The 16,234-nt window shown below is 71.5% G+C and carries 13 protein-coding genes; 4 read left to right on the forward strand and 9 right to left on the reverse strand.

The genetic code is table 11. From position 1 onward, the window contains the following. Nucleotides 1-63: 63 nt before the first annotated feature. The gene (locus ACIGA3_RS25145) at nucleotides 64-1,932 is read left to right on the forward strand and encodes a ricin-type beta-trefoil lectin domain protein (RefSeq protein WP_399719714.1); all 1,869 of its coding nucleotides are present in this window, start codon (nucleotides 64-66) and stop codon (nucleotides 1,930-1,932) included. A gap of 70 nt (nucleotides 1,933-2,002) precedes the next feature. Further along, nucleotides 2,003-2,611: a GPP34 family phosphoprotein gene (locus tag ACIGA3_RS25150; protein ID WP_399719716.1), complete on the forward strand. Its 609-nt coding sequence runs from the start codon at nucleotides 2,003-2,005 to the stop codon at nucleotides 2,609-2,611. 18 nt (nucleotides 2,612-2,629) lie between these two features. Here ACIGA3_RS25150 and cimA read toward each other — a convergent pair whose 3' ends face one another. From cimA to ACIGA3_RS25185, 7 genes are all read right to left on the reverse strand, one after another. Next, nucleotides 2,630-4,234 carry a citramalate synthase gene (gene cimA / locus ACIGA3_RS25155; protein WP_399719719.1) on the reverse strand — a complete coding sequence of 535 codons (1,605 nt, stop codon included), beginning with the start codon at nucleotides 4,232-4,234 and terminating at the stop codon, nucleotides 2,630-2,632. A gap of 353 nt (nucleotides 4,235-4,587) precedes the next feature. Beyond that, complete coding sequence (locus tag ACIGA3_RS25160; RefSeq protein ID WP_399719722.1) at nucleotides 4,588-5,676, reverse strand: branched-chain amino acid aminotransferase; 1,089 nt, start codon at nucleotides 5,674-5,676, stop codon at nucleotides 4,588-4,590. Nucleotides 5,677-5,963: 287 nt separating this feature from the next. Further along, a complete protein-coding gene (locus ACIGA3_RS25165; protein WP_399719725.1) occupies nucleotides 5,964-7,007 on the reverse strand; it encodes a 3-isopropylmalate dehydrogenase in 1,044 nt (347 codons plus the stop codon). Between the two features lie 85 nt (nucleotides 7,008-7,092). After that, on the reverse strand, nucleotides 7,093-7,224 hold the full coding sequence (locus tag ACIGA3_RS25170) for a hypothetical protein (RefSeq protein ID WP_279614272.1): 132 nt from the start codon (nucleotides 7,222-7,224) through the stop codon (nucleotides 7,093-7,095). A gap of 262 nt (nucleotides 7,225-7,486) precedes the next feature. Beyond that, nucleotides 7,487-8,143, reverse strand: a complete 657-nt coding sequence (locus ACIGA3_RS25175; RefSeq protein ID WP_399719915.1) for a maleylpyruvate isomerase N-terminal domain-containing protein — start codon at nucleotides 8,141-8,143, stop codon at nucleotides 7,487-7,489. Nucleotides 8,144-8,254: 111 nt separating this feature from the next. Continuing rightward, entirely contained in the window at nucleotides 8,255-9,886 is a 1,632-nt protein-coding gene (gene pruA / locus ACIGA3_RS25180) for an L-glutamate gamma-semialdehyde dehydrogenase (RefSeq protein WP_399719729.1), read from the reverse strand. Between the two features lie 38 nt (nucleotides 9,887-9,924). Further along, on the reverse strand, nucleotides 9,925-10,851 hold the full coding sequence (locus tag ACIGA3_RS25185; RefSeq protein WP_399719732.1) for a proline dehydrogenase family protein: 927 nt from the start codon (nucleotides 10,849-10,851) through the stop codon (nucleotides 9,925-9,927). A 166-nt stretch (nucleotides 10,852-11,017) separates the two neighbouring features. On the opposite strand from ACIGA3_RS25185, the gene ACIGA3_RS25190 reads away from it, so the two are divergent. Continuing rightward, on the forward strand, nucleotides 11,018-12,211 hold the full coding sequence (locus ACIGA3_RS25190; protein WP_399719735.1) for a PucR family transcriptional regulator: 1,194 nt from the start codon (nucleotides 11,018-11,020) through the stop codon (nucleotides 12,209-12,211). Between the two features lie 4 nt (nucleotides 12,212-12,215). Here the strand turns inward: ACIGA3_RS25190 and ACIGA3_RS25195 are convergent, their stop codons facing one another. Beyond that, nucleotides 12,216-12,800 (reverse strand): TetR/AcrR family transcriptional regulator, encoded by a 585-nt coding sequence (locus ACIGA3_RS25195; protein WP_399719738.1) that lies wholly within the window; start codon nucleotides 12,798-12,800, stop codon nucleotides 12,216-12,218. A 96-nt stretch (nucleotides 12,801-12,896) separates the two neighbouring features. On the opposite strand from ACIGA3_RS25195, the gene ACIGA3_RS25200 reads away from it, so the two are divergent. Beyond that, complete coding sequence (locus ACIGA3_RS25200) at nucleotides 12,897-14,420, forward strand: MFS transporter (protein ID WP_399719740.1); 1,524 nt, start codon at nucleotides 12,897-12,899, stop codon at nucleotides 14,418-14,420. Between the two features lie 71 nt (nucleotides 14,421-14,491). Here ACIGA3_RS25200 and serA read toward each other — a convergent pair whose 3' ends face one another. Continuing rightward, the gene (serA, locus tag ACIGA3_RS25205) at nucleotides 14,492-16,093 is read right to left on the reverse strand and encodes a phosphoglycerate dehydrogenase (RefSeq protein WP_399719743.1); all 1,602 of its coding nucleotides are present in this window, start codon (nucleotides 16,091-16,093) and stop codon (nucleotides 14,492-14,494) included. Nucleotides 16,094-16,234 lie beyond the last annotated feature (141 nt).

Raw genomic sequence — 16,234 nt, forward strand, 5'->3', positions numbered from 1 at the left:
ATTTACTCACGCCTCGCACGCCGCTGTTCCCTCATCCCCCCACCTCTTGAAGGGCGGCGCCCCATGAGACGACCCCTGCGTCCGGCCCGGCTGCTGCTGGCCGCGCTGCTGACGACGGCCGGGATCACCACGCTCGCCACCCCGTCCGCGCACGCGGCGGGCGAGCCGGTCACGGCCTGGCTGACCACCACCGACGACTCCGCGGGACGGCATGTCGTACGCGGCCTGGAGCCGCAGACGCCGTTCGCCTTCTCGGCCGGCACCGGTGGCGGCGGCGAGAACATCACGGTGGACGAGAACACCCGCTACCAGACCTTCACCGGCGGCGGAGCCTCCTTCACCGACACCGCCGCCTGGCTGATGAACAGCAGTGGCGCCCTGTCCCAGTCGACGCGGGACGCCACCATGCGCAAGCTGTTCTCGCCCACGGACGGCATCGGGCTGTCGTTCCTGCGCAACCCGATGGGCGCCTCCGACCTGGCCCGCTCCGGCTACACCTACGACGACGTGCCGGCCGGGCAGACCGACCCCTCCCTGGCGAAGTTCTCCCTCGCCCGTGACCTCGCCGACGTCCTCCCGCTCACCAAGCAGGCCCGCCAGCTGAACCCCGACCTGACGGTGATGGCGTCCCCGTGGACGGCCCCGGCGTGGATGAAGGACAGCGGCTCCCTCAACGGCGGCTGGCTGAAGGCGGAGGACTACGGCGCCTACGCGTCGTACTTCGTCAAGTACCTCCAGGGGTGGCGCGATCAGGGCGTGCCCGTCTCGTACGTCACCGCGCAGAACGAGCCGACCTGCTGCTCGGGCTACCCGTCGATGAGCTGGAACGCCGGCGGTCTCGCCTACTTCACCAAGAGCGAGCTGCTGCCCAAGCTCCAGCAGGCGGGCCTGTCGACCAAGGTCCTGGCGCACGACTGGAACTGGGACACCTACGACTCCTACGCCGCCCAGACCGTGGACGACGCGGCCGTGCGCAGCCACCCCAACTTCGGCGGCATCGCCTGGCACGGCTACGGCGGCGACGTGAACAAGCAGACGGCCGTGCACAACCAGTACCCCGCGCTGGACGCCTTCGCCACCGAGCACTCCGGGGGCACCTGGATCGCGGACCAGCAGCGCGAGGACCTGTCCGACATCATCAACTACACCCGTAACTGGGCGAAGTCGGTGACCAAGTGGTCCCTCGCCGTGGACCAGAACATGGGCCCGCACAACGGCGGCTGCGGCACCTGCACCGGGCTGGTCACCGTGCACAACGGCGACGGCCGCAGCGGGAGCGTGGACTACACGGTCGAGTACTACGACATGGGCCACCTCACCAAGTTCGTCCGCCCCGGCGCCCAGCGCGTCGCCTCCACGGCATCGAGCGCGGTGCCCAACGTGGCCTGGCGCAACCCCGACGGCAGCAAGGCGCTGATCGCGTACAACGGCGCCTCCTCGGCCAAGCAGCTGACGATCAACTGGGGCTCACAGCACGCCACTTACTCGCTGCCCGCCCGCACCTCGGCCACCTTCACCTGGGCCGGCGGCCAGTTGGGCGACAGCTCCCGCACCGGCGCCTTCGCGGGCCTCGCGGGCAAGTGCCTGGACGTGGCGGGCGGTTCGAGCGCCAACGGGAGCGCGGTGCAGCTCTACGACTGCAACGGCAGCACCGCCCAGCAGTGGACGGTCGCGGCGGACGGCTCGGTCAGGGCGCTCGGCAAGTGCCTCGACGTGGTCTCGGCGTCGACCGCCAACGGCGCCAAGGTCCAGCTCTACGACTGCAACGGCACCGGCGCCCAGCGGTGGTCGTACAACGCCTCCACCGGGGACGTGGTGAACACCGCGGCGGACAAGTGCCTGGACGTCACGGACAACTCCTCGGCCAACGGGGCACGGGCCCAGATCTGGTCGTGCACGGGGGCGGCCAACCAGAAGTGGACGCTGAGGTAGCGCGGGGCGGGTTTCCGGCGCGGGCGATGGTGGTACCCGCGCCGTACCGACTGTGACCGGGGAGCCCGAGATGACCACACCGCAGGATCTGCTGTTCGTCGCGCTGGACGTGCCCGCCGACCGGCCCGTGGAACAGGGGGATCTGTCGCTGGCCCTGGCGGCGGCGGAGCTGCTCGATCTGCTCACCGCCCAGGTGGTCACCCTGCGGGACGACCGGATCGTGCCCCTCTCGGAGCACCTCACCGGTGACCGGCTGCTGGACGAGGCGGGCGCGGCGCTGATCCGCGCCGAGCCGTACGAGAGCGCCGAGGACTGGCTGTGGCGGCGGGGGGACGGGCTCTCCGCCGCCTACCGGGACGCGCTGGAGCACGCGGAGCCGTCGGGTTCCGGCCTGCGGCAGCTGTTCCGGCGCGCCGACCGGTCGGTGGACCGGATCGACTCCGACGCCCGGCGGCACGCGGCCGGGCAGTGGGCCAGGCACGAGCCGGTCCTCGCGGGCCTCGCCGCCGCCCTCGGCATCGAGGACCCGGAGCACGAGGGCGCGGCCGAGAGCGTCAAGGACGACCGGGTGGCGGTCGTCCTCGCCGCTCTGGGCCAGGCGCTGACCGAGCTGGAGGCGGTACGGCAGCGGCGGCGGATCGAGGAGGACGCCTTCGACAACGTCTGGCGCGCCCCCTGACCCGCCCCGCCGTGTCCGCTACTCGGCCGGTTCGACGCCCGCGCGGAGCAGCCCGTAGGTGCAGGCGTCCTCCAGGGCCTGCCAGGAGGCGGCGATGACGTTCTCCGCGACGCCGACCGTGGACCACTCCCCCGCCCCGTCGCTGGTGGAGATCAGCACGCGGGTGATGGAGCGGGTGCCGTGCTTGCCCTCCAGGATGCGGACCTTGTAGTCCACCAGCTCCAGCTTGGCGAGCTGCGGGTAGATCTTCTCCAGGGCCACCCGCAGCGCCTGGTCGAGGGCATTGACCGGGCCGTTGCCCTCGGCGGTGGCGACGATCCGCTCACCCTTTGCCCACAGCTTCACGGTGGCCTCGTTGGCGTGGGTACCGTCGGGGCGGTCCTCCACGATGGCCCGCCAGGACTCGACCTCGAAGTACTTGACCGGCGCACCCTGCGCCTCGGCGCGCAGCAGCAGCTCGAAGGAGGCGTCGGCGGCTTCGTACGTGTAGCCCTTCAGCTCGCGTTCCTTGACGCGCTCGACGACGCGGCCGATCAGGGCGCGGTCGTCGCCGAGGTCGACGCCGAGTTCCCGGCCCTTCAGCTCGATCGAGGCGCGTCCGGCCATGTCGGAGACGAGCATCCGCATGGTGTTGCCGACCCGCTCGGGGTCGATGTGCTGGTACAGGTCCGGATCGACCTTGATCGCGGAGGCGTGCAGGCCGGCCTTGTGGGCGAAGGCGGAGACGCCGACGTAGGGCTGGTGGGTGGAGGGGGTGAGGTTGACGACCTCGGCGATGGCGTGCGAGATCCGGGTGGTCTCGCGCAGGTGGCCGTCGGGGAGGACCTTCTTGCCGTACTTCAGCTCCAGCGCGGCGACCACCGGGAAGAGGTTGGCGTTGCCGACGCGCTCGCCGTAGCCGTTGGCCGTGCACTGGACGTGGGTGGCGCCCGCGTCGACGGCGGCGAGGGTGTTGGCGACGGCGCAGCCGGTGTCGTCCTGGGTGTGGATGCCGAGCCGGGCGCCGGTGTCGGCGAGGACGGTGCCGACGACGGCCGTGATCTGCGCCGGGAGCATGCCGCCGTTGGTGTCGCAGAGGACGACCACGTCGGCGCCGGCGTCGGAGGCGGTGCGCACGACCGCCTTGGCGTACTCGGGGTTCGCGCGGTAGCCGTCGAAGAAGTGCTCGCAGTCGACGAAGACCCGGCGGCCCTCGGCGCGCAGATGGGCGACGGTGTCCCGGATCATCTCCAGGTTCTCGTCGAGCGTGGTGCGCAGCGCCAGCTCCACATGCCGGTCGTGGGCCTTGGCGACCAGGGTGATGACGGGGGCGCCGGACTCCAGCAGCGCTCTGACCTGCGGGTCGTCGGCGGCTTTGGCGCCGGGGCGACGGGTGGCGCCGAAGGCGACGAGCACCGCGTGCTTCAGGCGCAGCTCCTCGCGGGCGCGGGCGAAGAACTCGGTGTCGCGCGGGTTGGCGCCGGGCCAGCCGCCCTCGATGAAGCCCACGCCGAAGTCGTCCAGGTGCCGTGCGATGGCCAGCTTGTCCGCGACGGTGAGGTTGATGCCCTCGCGCTGCGCGCCGTCGCGCAGCGTCGTGTCGAAGACGTGGAACGAATCGTCGAGCTCGCTGGTTGCGGTCATGGTCTGAAGGCTCCTGTTGTGAATGTCGGTCTTACCGGAAATGACCGGCTCCACCGTTCCCCCCATGGTCCCTCGCGCTCCGCCTCCGGCTGCGGTTGGGCCGGAAAACGAAAAAACCCCTCGCGGGTGCGAGAGGTCTGCGCGCGGGTCGAGGACGACGGTGCCACCCGCATCTGGTCGTGCGAGGTGGTCACTGCGGACCGGCGCGCCTGCTGCCCATAATCATGGTGAGCGAGAGCACGCGGGCAGTCTGGCACAGAACGCCCACCGTCCCACGGGGTGTCTCAGCATGCGGGCCGCACTGTCCACACGGGACCGCCTCGGAGTCCGGGGGCGGTCCCGTGGGTGGGTGACTAGCCGATCCGGTGCATCCAGCCGTGCTTGTCCTCGGTCTTGCCGCGCTGGATGTCGAGCAGGGCCTCGCGGAGGCGGAGGGTGACCTCGCCGGGCCCGCCACCGCTCTGCTTCCACTCGGCGCCGGCCCGCTTGACGGTGCCGACCGGGGTGATCACGGCGGCGGTGCCACAGGCGAAGACCTCGGTGAGGGTGCCGTTCTCCGTGTCGCGCTGCCACTGGTCGACCGAGACGCGGCCCTCCTCGGCCTCGTAGCCGAGGTCGCGGGCGACGGCCAGCAGGGAGTCACGGGTGACGCCCTCCAGGATGGAGCCGGTCAGGGTGGGGGTGACGATCTTGTTTCCGTAGGCGAAGAACAGGTTCATGCCGCCCAGTTCCTCGACCCACCGGTGCTCGACGGCGTCGAGGTAGCAGACCTGGTCGCAGCCCTTGGCGGCGGCCTCGGCCTGGGCGAGCAGGGAGGCCGCGTAGTTGCCGCCGGTCTTGGCGTCGCCCATGCCGCCGGGGACGGCGCGGACGCGGTCCTCGGAGACCCAGATCGACACCGGCTTCACGCCGCCCTGGAAGTAGGCGCCGGCCGGGGAGGCGATGACGATGAAGAGGTACTCGTTGGACGGCTTGACGCCCAGGCCGACCTCGGTGCCGATCATGAAGGGGCGCAGGTAGAGGGACTCCTCGCCGCCGTGCGCGGGCACCCAGTCGATGTCCTGGGCGATCAGTGCGTCGCACGCCTCGATGAACGTCTCGACGGGCAGCTCGGGCATGCCCAGGCGGTGCGCGGAGCGCTGGAAGCGCAGGGCGTTCTGCTCGGGCCGGAAGGTGGCGACCGTGCCGTCGGGCTGCCGGTACGCCTTCAGGCCCTCGAAGATCTCCTGGGCGTAGTGCAGGACGTTGGTGGCCGGGTCGAGCGGGATCGGCGCGTACGGGACGAGCTGGCCGTCGTGCCAGCCGCGGCCCTCGGTCCACTTGATCGTCACCATGTGGTCGGTGAAGCGGCGGCCGAAGCCGGGGCTGGTCAGGATCGCCTCGCGCTCCGCGGCGGCGAGCGGGTGGGCGGAGGGCTTGAGCTCGATCGTGGGCGTCGTCATGGGCGGCAGTCCTTCTCTTCCTGGCGTGGGACGGGCGGCGCCGGCGCTGCGGCCGGTGCCTCAGGTCACCCCCGGCAGAACGCGGCACCGGTGGTGGCGGGCCGCGCTCACGCCGTCCAGGCATTCCCTCATATCGCGGCTCCGCGTTCGATTATCGCGCGGCGGGGGCGCCGGAAGGAATCGGGGTGAATGCGACCCAGGGCTCGATGGTGGCACCCGGCACGGGCACGGCAAAGGGCCGCCGGGCGCCTGAAGCGACCCGGCGGCCCTTTCGGGGGCCTTACGGGTCAGCCGGTTACTCGCCCTACGAGCGCGTCGCCGATCTCGGCGGTGGTGCGCGGCGGTAGCCCGGCGCGCCCGGTGAGGTCGGCGGCCACGGCCGCCTCCACACGGTCGGCCTCGGCGTCGTAGCCGAGGTGGCGCAGCAGCAGGGCGACGGAGAGGACCGTGGCGGTGGGGTCGGCCTTGCCCTGTCCGGCGATGTCCGGGGCGGAGCCGTGCACCGGCTCGAACATGGACGGGTACGCGCGGGTCGGGTTGATGTTGCCCGACGCGGCCACGCCGATGCCGCCGGAGACGGCCGCCGCGAGGTCGGTGATGATGTCGCCGAAGAGGTTGTCGGTGACGATCACGTCGAAGCGCTCGGGCTGGGTGACCAGGTAGATGGTGGCCGCGTCCACGTGGATGTACTCGGTGGTGACCTCGGGGTATTCCTCGGCCACCTTGTTGAAGATGTTGGTCCACAGGTGCCCGGCGAAGGTGAGCACGTTGTTCTTGTGGACCAGGGTGAGCTTCTTGCGCGGGCGGGCCTGGGCGCGGGCGAAGGCGTCGCGGACGACGCGCTCGACACCGTAGGCGGTGTTCACCGAGACCTCGGTGGCGACCTCGTGCTCGGTGCCGGTGCGGATGGTGCCGCCGTTGCCCGTGTAGGGGCCCTCGGTGCCCTCGCGGACCACGATGAAGTCGATCTCCGGCTGGCCGGCGAGCGGGGTGGCGACGCCGGGGAGCAGCTTGGAGGGGCGCAGGTTCACATGGTGGTCGAAGGCGAAGCGGAGCTTGAGCAGGAAGCCGCGCTCCAGGACGCCGGACGGCACCGACGGGTCGCCGATGGCGCCGAGCAGGATGGCGTCGTGGGCCTTCAGGGCGTCGAGGTCGGCGTCGGTGAGGGTCTCACCGGTGGCCCGGTAGCGCCGGGCGCCGAAGTCGTACTCCTTGGTCTCCAGCTTCACGTCCTGGGGCAGGACGGCGGAGAGGACCTTGAGACCCTCGGCCACGACCTCCTGGCCGATGCCGTCCCCGGGGATCACTGCGAGATTGATGCTGCGAGACATGGTCGGCACCCTACTCCGCGTCCCACGGGATGACACGGACCGTCCGCGATGCGGACAGCGGACGGTCCGTCCCGCGCGGCTCGGCTCAGTGTCCGGTCTCGCCGCCGTTGTCCCGGCGGTCGAGGGCGCGCTGGAGGGCGGCCGCGGCCTTGGCGCGGTCGGTCTCGTCGGAGCGGGAGGTGTGGCGCACGCGGCGGCGGACGGTCGTCTCGGCCATGGGAAATCGACTCCTTCGACAGAGTGGTTGCACGGCAGCGATGAGCTGTGAGACGCCGGAAGGGGCGGAGAGCGCACGCCGCAGGGGTTGCCTGCGCGGGGCGCGGCTCACGACCGCCATTCGCTGGATGGAGCGATTCGTTCGGCTCATCCCAAGCTAAGGGACCGGACCGCGCCTGTCTGCATGATTACTCGGACTTCCTACTATCTGAGACGGCGAGCCGATCCCGACCCGCCTGACCTGCGCTTTTGTCCGGGTGCCCTCAGCCGATGACGAAGGGCACCCGGTCGGCCAGCGGGCCGAGCTGAGTCCGCTCCCCGGGGGTCGGGCTGCGGCGGCCGGTGCCGAGGAGGAGGGCGTCCGTGTCGGACAGCGCGGCGGGGAACGGCGTCCCGGCGATCCGCTCCAGCAGGGCGCGGGCCGCGGCCAGGGTCTCGGGCGGCGGGGCCGGGGCGTCCGGTACGTGGGCGATCAGGTCCAGGTGATGGAGGGTCCACTCCAGGACGTACGCCGAGAGGTAGTCGGACGCGGTGAGGACCTGGTCCTGGGTGGCGACCCGGGCGGCGGGGTCGGCGAGCAGGGCCGCGCGGCCGGCGGCGGAGCCCACGTCGTCCAGGTGGAACTTCAGCAGGGCCGGGTCCTCGTAGGCCGCCGCCAGCCGGACGGTCAGGGCGTCCAGCGGGTCCTCGCCGGTCGGCGCGGTGTGGGTGACGGTCCAGTACGTCGCCGCGTCACGGGTCGGTCCGGTGCCGGCGGGTGTGACGAGGGTGATCAGGACGTCCTGGGCATCGATGACGAGATGGCACACCAGGTCCCGGACCAGCCAGCCGGCGCAGCCGGAGGGCCGGCCGAAGTCCTCGTCGGCGAGGCCCGCCACCGCCGCCCGCAGGGCCGACCAGGAGAGGGAGAATCCGTCCATGCCGTCCATGGGCGCACGCTAGCAACAACCGGACGACGCACGACGGCCCGGCGAGCCTGTTCAGGGCAGGCTCGCCGGGCCGGATCGTGGGGGCCGAACGGCCCGTGGGGGTCAGCCCATGTGCGGGTAGCCGTACTCGGTCGGCGGGACCAGGGTCTCCTTGATGGCGCGGGTCAGGGTCCAGCGCATCAGGTTCTGCGGGGCGCCGGCCTTGTCGTCGGTGCCGGAGGCGCGGCCGCCGCCGAAGGGCTGCTGGCCGACGACGGCGCCGGTGGACTTGTCGTTGATGTAGAAGTTGCCCGCCGCGTAGCGGAGCTTCTCCATCGTGTACGCCGCCGCCGCGCGGTCGTTGGAGATGACCGCGCCGGTGAGGGCGTAGTCCGACACCGACTCCATCTGGGTCAGCATCTCGTCGTACTTGTCGTCCTCGTAGACGTGCACGGCGAGGATCGGGCCGAAGTACTCGGTGCGGAAGACCTCGTTCTCCGGGTCGGTGCACTCGATGACGGTCGGGCGGACGAAGTAGCCCACCGCGTCGTCGTAGGAGCCGCCCGCGACGATTCGGCAGGCGGGGTCCTCGGCGGCGCGGTCGATGGCGGCCTTGTTCTTGGCGAAGGAGCGCTCGTCGATGACCGCGCCCATGAAGTTCGACAGGTCGGTGACGTCACCCACGGTCAGGCCGTCGATCTCGGCCGCGAACTCCTCCTTGAAACCGGAGTTCCAGATGGAGGCCGGGACGTAGGCGCGGGAGCTGGCCGAGCACTTCTGGCCCTGGTACTCGAAGGAGCCGCGGGTCAGCGCGGTCTTCAGCACGGCGCGGTCGGCGCTCGGGTGCGCGACGACGAAGTCCTTGCCGCCGGTCTCGCCGACCAGACGCGGGTAGGCGCGGTACTTCTCGATGTTGTTGCCGACCGTCTTCCACAGGTACTGGAAGGTCTTGGTCGAGCCGGTGAAGTGGATGCCCGCGAGGTCGCGGTGCTCCAGGGCGACCTCGGAGACGGCGATGCCGTCGCCGGTGACCAGGTTGATGACGCCCTTGGGCAGCCCGGCCTCCTCCAGCAGCTTCATCAGCAGCACGGCGGCGTGGGTCTGCGTCGGGGACGGCTTCCAGACCACCACGTTGCCCATGAGGGCGGGCGCGGTGGGCAGGTTGGCGGCGATGGCCGAGAAGTTGAACGGCGTGATCGCGTAGACGAAGCCCTCCAGCGGGCGGTGGTCCATGCGGTTCCACACGCCCGGCGAGTTGGCCGGGGGCTGCTCGGCCAGGATCTGGCGGGCGTAGTGCACGTTGAAGCGCCAGAAGTCGACCAGCTCGCAGGGGCTGTCGATCTCGGCCTGCTGGGCCGTCTTGGACTGGCCGAGCATGGTGGAGGCGGCGATGGTCTCGCGCCAGGGGCCGGACAGCAGCTCGGCGGCGCGCAGGATGATCGCGGCACGGTCGTCGAAGGACATCGCGCGCCAGGCCGGGGCGGCGGCCAGGGCGGCGTCGATCGCGTCCTGGGCGTCCTCGCGGGTGGCGTTGCGCAGGGTGCCGAGCACGGCCTTGTGGTTGTGCGGCTGGACCACCTGGAAGGTCTCGCCGCCGCCCATCCGCTTCTCGCCGCCGATGGTCATCGGCAGGTCGACCGGGTTCTCGGCCAGCTCCTTGAGCTTGGCCTCCAGCCGGGCGCGCTCGGGCGAGCCGGGGGCGTAGCCGTGCACCGGCTCGTTGACGGGGGTGGGGACCTGGGTCACAGCGTCCATGAGATCCGTAACTCCTTTATCTTGAGCGGGTGTCGGGCTCAGCCCTTGGTGATCATGCTGCGTACGAAGAACTGGAGGTTCGCCGGCTTCTCGGCGAGACGGCGCATGAAGTAGCCGTACCAGTCGGTGCCGTAGGCGGTGTAGACACGCATGCGGTGCCCCTCGGCGGCCAGCCGCAGGTGCTCCTCGCCCCGGATGCCGTAGAGCATCTGGAACTCGTACTCGTCGAGCTTACGGCCCGCGCGGTGCGCGAGTTCCTGGGCGATGGAGATGAGGCGGGGGTCGTGGGACCCGATCATCGGGTACCCGTCGCCCTCCATCAGCGTCTTCAGGACGCGGACGTACGCCTTGTCGATCTCGTGCTTCTGCTGGTACGCGACCTCGGCGGGCTCCTTGTAGGCGCCCTTGACCAGGCGGACCCGGCTGCCGGCCTCGGCCAGGCGGCGGGCGTCGGCCTCGGTGCGGAACAGGTACGCCTGGATGACGCAGCCGGTCTGCGGGAAGTCCTTCCGCAGCTCCTCGTGGATGGCGAACATCGAGTCGAGGGTGGTGTGGTCCTCGGCGTCCAGCGTGACCGTGGTGCCGATGGCGGCGGCGGCCTCGACGACCGGGCGGACGTTGGCGAGGGCCAGCTCGTGGCCGCCGGGCAGCGCCTGGCCGAACATGGAGAGCTTGACCGACATCTCGACCCGCTCGCCCAGTGCGAGCTCACCCAGGTGGTCGACCAGCGCGAGGTAGGCGTCGCGGGCGGCGGCGGCCTGCTCGGGGGTGGTGATGTCCTCGCCGACGACGTCCATCGTCAGCTGGAGGCCCTTGGCGGTCAGCTCCGCGATGATCGGGACGACGTCGTCCACGGTCTCGCCGGGGATGAACCGGTCGACGACCTGCTTGGTCACCGGGGCGGCCGAGATCAGACGACGCATCCGGTCGCTGCGCGAGGCGGCGAGAATCACGGGACCCAGCACGGGGCACCTCCACAACAAAAGCACCGAAGACGGCCGGGACCCGACGATTCGGGGACGGCACGGAGAACCACCGTGAAACCTAGGGATCTCTTCGATGGTCGGCCATCGACAGACGTCACGCATCCGATCACCGGTTCTCAGACAGATGTATGAAGCCGCCTCGGAAATGCGGCAGAATGCCCGGGTGGCGGCCGATTACAGAGATGACTACCAGGAGCTGGTGGACGAGATCTCGGAGCTGCTGGGCGCCCCGGCGACCCTGGAGAACCGGGACTTCGAGCTGATCGCGTTCGGCGCGTACGACAGCGAGGGCGAGCTCGATCCCACCGCGCTGGACCCGGTGCGGGCCCGCTCGATCCTGACCCGGCGCTCGACCTCGGCGGTGCGGGCGTGGTTCGAGGGCTTCGGCATCACCCGCGCGACGGCGCCGGTCCGCATCCCGCCCACGCCGGAGGCGGGCGTCTACCGGGGCCGGATCTGTCTGCCGGTACGCCATCGGGGTGTCGTGCTCGGCTATGTGTGGCTGCTGGACGACGATCCCGGTCCGAGCGACGCCCAGCTGGCCGCCGCCATGCCGGTGACCGGGCGGATCGGCGCGCTGCTCGCCGACGAGGCGCGGGCCGGGGCGGGGCTCGGCCGGGAGCTGCGGGCGGTGCTCACGGCGGAGGACGGCTGGCAGCGGGACATGGCCGTCACCGACCTGCGCACCGCGCTGGGCCCGCGCGCGGACGGCCCGCACACCGTGGTCTGCGTCGCCCCCTGGTTCTCCGCCGACCCCGACGACGCCCCCTCGGTACGCACCGTCCCGCACGCCACCGCGCTGTGCACGGTGCCGTGGGGCGCGACGGCGCAGAGCCTCGCGGTGCTGGTGCGGCTGCGCGTCACGGAGGTGACGGCCCCGGCGCTGGTGACGGCCGCGCGGCTGGTGAAGGAGGCGGAGGGCGCGGTCGTCGGGGTGGGGGTCGGTGAACCCCGCGTGGGGCTCGCCGAGTTGGGCACGGTGTGGCAGGAGGCGTCGGCGGCGGCACGGGCCGCGCTCGCCGAGCCGAGGTTCGCGCCGGTGGCCGAGTGGCGGGGCATCGGACCGTACCGGCTGCTGTCCGCGCTGCCGCCGAGGTCGGCCCTGGACCCGGTTGCGGTGCCGCTGCTCTCCCCCGCCCACCACGAGCTGGCCCGCACCGCCGAGGTCTACCTCGACTGCGCGGGCCAGGCCGGCCGGGCGGCGGCCGAGCTGGGCATCCACCGGCAGACGCTGTACTACCGGCTGGGCCGGGTGGAGCGGCTGACCGGCCTGGACCTGGACGACGGCGAGGACCGGCTGCTGCTGCACATGGCGCTGAAGCGGGCGCGGCTGGGCTGAGCGGTCAGCTTCTCCGGGCCGCCGCGATGATCTGACGCAGACCCTCGGTCAGGCGGTCGGCGGTGGGCGCGGACTTCGGATCGAAGGACCACTGGGCGATGAGACCGGTCATGAGGGTCACGTAGAACACGCCGAGGGTGTCCGCCGTCTCGTCCGTGACGTCTTCTTCGCGGCCGCCCATGAGCAGGGGGATGAGGCCGCGCCCCGCCTCGCGCTGGGCCGCGGCCAGATGGTCGCGGACCTCGGGCATCTGGTCGCCCATGGTCACGACCTCCATGCTGAGCCGCCAGATCGAACCCGGCTCACGCATGGTGTCGACGATGTTCGACCAGACCTCCTCGAACCGCTCGAGGGAGCCGGGCGGGGTCGCGCTGTCGCCGGCCGTGTCCCCCTCGAACGCGTCCCCCATCCCCTCCACCAGCGCCACGTACGCCTGCGCGAGCAGGGCGTCCTTGGAGCCGTAGTGGTAGCCGATGGAGGCGAGGTTGGTGCCCGACTCCTTCACGATGTCGCGCGCCGTGGTCCGGGCGAACCCCTTCGCCAGCAGGCAGCGCTTGGCGCCTTCGAGCAGATCCTCACGGTGTCCCATGCCGGTCAGCGTACCGCTGTCCATACAAGCGTCCTAGACACATGACTTATACAGTCGTTCTAGACAAGCGTTTAAGACGTGCGTACATTCCTCGGCATGGTGAACCCGACGAGCACCACCCCGACCCCCGTGCAGGACAAGCCCGTTCGTGCCGGACGGCGCGAGTGGACCGCGCTGGGCGTGCTGATGCTGCCCCTGCTGCTGGTCTCGATGGATGTGTCCGTGCTGTACTTCGCCACCCCCGCGATCAGCGCCGACCTCCGCCCGACCGGCACCCAGCAGCTCTGGATCTTCGACATCTACGGCTTCGTCCTCGCCGGGCTGCTGATGACGATGGGCTCCCTCGGCGACCGCTTCGGCAGCCGCCGGCTCCTGCTGGCGGGGGCCGCCGCCTTCGGCGCCGCCTCGGTCCTCGCCGCCTACGCCGACAGCGCCCCGACCCTGATCGCGGCCCGCGCGATCCTCGGTGTCGGCGGGGCCACCCTGATGCCGTCCACCATGGCGCTGCTGCGCACGATGTTCACCGACCCCGCCGAGCGGGCGAAGGCGATCGGGCTGTGGTCCGGGGTGATGACCGGCGGTATCGCGCTGGGCTCGGTGATGAGCGGGGTGCTGGTGGAGCACTTCTGGTGGGGCTCGGTCTTCCTGGTCAACCTGCCCGCGATGCTTCTGCTGCTTCTCCTCGGCCCGTTCCTGCTCCCCGAGTCCCGCACCCCCTCCCCCGGCCGCTTCGACTGGGTGAGCGTCCCGCTGTCGCTGGCCGCCGTGCTGCCGGTGATCTACGGCCTGAAGGAGATCCCGTCCGAGGGCTGGCACGTGCGGTACGTGATGTCGGTGACGGTCGGTCTGCTCTTCGCGGCGCTCTTCGTCCACCGCCAGCGCACCGCCGCCTCCCCGCTGGTCCCGCCCGCGCTGCTGCGCAACCGGGGCTTCACCCCGGCCGTGGTGCTGACGCTGGTGTCCGCCTTCGGCATGATGGGCTCGGCGATCTTCACCACGCAGTACCTCCAGTCCGTGCTGGGCAAGAGCCCGCTGTCGGCCGCGCTGTGGAGCCTGCTTCCCTCGGTGCTGATCGGGGTCGCCGGACCGGTCACCGCCGCGCTGGTCGCACGGGGCGTGGACCGGGGCCGGGTGGTAGCCGCCGGGTTCGCGGTCTCCGCGGCCGGGTACGGGCTGCTCGCGCTCACCGGCACCGGCTCGCTGTGGCTGCTGCTGGCCGCGGCCGGGGTGCTGGCCTGCGGCGCGGTGATGGTGCTGTCCCAGCTCACCGACCTGGCCATGGGCAGCGCCCCGGTGGAGCGTGCGGGCACCGCCTCGTCGCTGCTGGAGACGGCCACGGAGTTCGGCGGCGCGCTGGGCATGGCGGTGCTCGGCTCGGTCGGCGCGGCCGTCTACGGCCACCGGATGCCGTCCGGCGCCCCGGCGGAGGCCCGCGAGACCCTGGGCGGGGCGCTGGTCACCGCGGCCCGGCTGCCCGGCCGGTCCGGCGAGGCGCTGCTCGCCTCGGCGCGGGAGGCGTTCACCGCCGGGATGCACGCGGCGGCCGTCGCCGGAGCGCTCGTGCTGGTCCTCGCCGCCGTCGGCGCCGCGCTGACCCTGCGCGGGCGGGACGTGAAGTAGCCGGAGAACGACGGAGCGCCGGGCGGACCGCGAGTGGGTCCGCCCGGCGCCCGCTGTGTTTCAGATACGGCTCAGACCAGGTTGACCGAACGGGCGGAGGTCGCCCCGATCTCCTCGGCCAGCTCGGTCAGCGTGGCGGGCGACACCGTGTCGTCCACGGTGAGCACGGCCAGCGCCTCCCCACCGGCGGTGGAACGGGCCACCTGCATACCGGCGATGTTGACGCCCGCCTCGCCGAGGACCCGGCCGACGGTGCCGACGACACCGGGACGGTCCTCGTAGCGCAGGACGACCATGTGCTCGGCGAGCGCCAGGTCCACGTCGTAGTCACCGACCGCGACGATCTTCTGGACGTGCTTGGGACCGGCGAGCGTGCCGGAGACCGACACCTCCTCGCCGCCCGCGAGGGTGCCGCGCACGGTGACCACGTTGCGGTGGTCGGCCGACTCCGAGCTGGTGGTCAGCCGGACCTCGACACCGCGCTCCTGCGCGAACAGCGGGGCGTTGACGTAGGAGACGGTCTCGTCCACCACGTCCTCGAACACGCCCTTGAGCGCGGAGAGTTCGAGCACCTTCACATCGTGCTGGGTGATCTCGCCGTACACCTCGACGTCGAGGCGGACCGCGACCTCGCCCGCCAGCGCGGTGAAGATACGGCCGAGACGCTCGGCGAGCGGCAGACCGGGCTTCACGTCCTCGGCGATGACACCGCCCTGGACGTTGACCGCGTCCGGCACCAGCTCACCGGCGAGGGCGAGGCGCACCGAGCGGGCCACCGCGATGCCCGCCTTCTCCTGGGCCTCGTCGGTGGAGGCGCCCAGGTGCGGGGTGCAGACCACCTGGTCCAGCTCGAACAGCGGGGAGTCGGTGCACGGCTCCTTCGCGTACACGTCGAGCCCGGCGCCGGCGACCCGGCCCTCCTTCAGCGCCGCGTACAGCGCCGCCTCGTCGACGATGCCGCCGCGCGCGGCGTTGACGATGCGCACGGTCGGCTTGACCTTGCGCAGCGCCTCGTCACCGATCAGGCCGAGGGTCTCGGGGGTCTTGGGCAGGTGGACGGTGATGAAGTCGGAGACCTCCAGCAGCTCGTCCAGCGACAGCACCTTGACGCCCATCTGCGCGGCCCGGGCGGGCTGTACGTAGGGGTCGTAGGCGACGACCTTCATGCCGAAGGCGGACATGCGCTGGGCGACCAGGGCGCCGATGCGGCCGAGGCCGACCACGCCGAGGGTCTTCTCGGCCAGCTCGACGCCGGTGTACTTGCTGCGCTTCCACTCGCCGTTCTTCAGGGCGGTGTTGGCCTGCGGGATGTTGCGCGCGCTGGCCACGAGCAGACCGCAGGCCAGTTCGGCGGCGGTGACGATGTTGGAGGTGGGGGCGTTGACGACCATCACGCCGGCCTTGGTGGCGGCGGAGACGTCGACGTTGTCCAGGCCGACGCCGGCTCGTGCGACGACCTTCAGATTCCTGGCCGCGGCGATCGCCTCGGCGTCGACCTTGGTCGCCGAGCGGACGAGAATCGCGTCCACGTCGGCGATGGCGGGGAGCAGTTCGGCGCGGTCGGCTCCGTTGCAGTGCCGGATCTCGAAATCCGGGCCGAGTGCGTCCACGGTCGCGGGCGACAGCTCTTCTGCGATGAGTACCGTGGCTTTTCGGCTGGGGTACGAGCTCACGTGAGTCCTCACAAGTCCAATGCGGACGGCCGTCCCGACGGCCGCTGGCGGTGGAGGGTGCTAGCCGCGTGGAAGACGCACGACACTGTGGGCCTGACGCGTTTGTTGTGCAGCAGTGTAGTGGCCCGGCGGCCGGCCGGG

Source organism: Streptomyces sp. NPDC085596, from assembly GCF_044541565.1.
Classification (GTDB): domain Bacteria; phylum Actinomycetota; class Actinomycetes; order Streptomycetales; family Streptomycetaceae; genus Streptomyces.

Bases quoted from the DNA above. Each gene is read 5' to 3' on its own strand.
- ACIGA3_RS25145 (WP_399719714.1), top strand. From the start codon at position 64: ATGAGACGACCCCTGCGTCCGGCCCGGCTGCTGCTGGCCGCGCTGCTG.
- ACIGA3_RS25150 (WP_399719716.1), top strand. From the start codon at position 2,003: ATGACCACACCGCAGGATCTGCTGTTCGTCGCGCTGGACGTGCCCGCC.
- cimA (WP_399719719.1), bottom strand. From the start codon at position 4,234: ATGACCGCAACCAGCGAGCTCGACGATTCGTTCCACGTCTTCGACACG.
- ACIGA3_RS25160 (WP_399719722.1), bottom strand. From the start codon at position 5,676: ATGACGACGCCCACGATCGAGCTCAAGCCCTCCGCCCACCCGCTCGCC.
- ACIGA3_RS25165 (WP_399719725.1), bottom strand. From the start codon at position 7,007: ATGTCTCGCAGCATCAATCTCGCAGTGATCCCCGGGGACGGCATCGGC.
- ACIGA3_RS25170 (WP_279614272.1), bottom strand. From the start codon at position 7,224: ATGGCCGAGACGACCGTCCGCCGCCGCGTGCGCCACACCTCCCGCTCC.
- ACIGA3_RS25175 (WP_399719915.1), bottom strand. From the start codon at position 8,143: ATGGACGGATTCTCCCTCTCCTGGTCGGCCCTGCGGGCGGCGGTGGCG.
- pruA (WP_399719729.1), bottom strand. From the start codon at position 9,886: ATGGACGCTGTGACCCAGGTCCCCACCCCCGTCAACGAGCCGGTGCAC.
- ACIGA3_RS25190 (WP_399719735.1), top strand. From the start codon at position 11,018: ATGCGGCAGAATGCCCGGGTGGCGGCCGATTACAGAGATGACTACCAG.
- ACIGA3_RS25195 (WP_399719738.1), bottom strand. From the start codon at position 12,800: ATGGGACACCGTGAGGATCTGCTCGAAGGCGCCAAGCGCTGCCTGCTG.
- ACIGA3_RS25200 (WP_399719740.1), top strand. From the start codon at position 12,897: ATGGTGAACCCGACGAGCACCACCCCGACCCCCGTGCAGGACAAGCCC.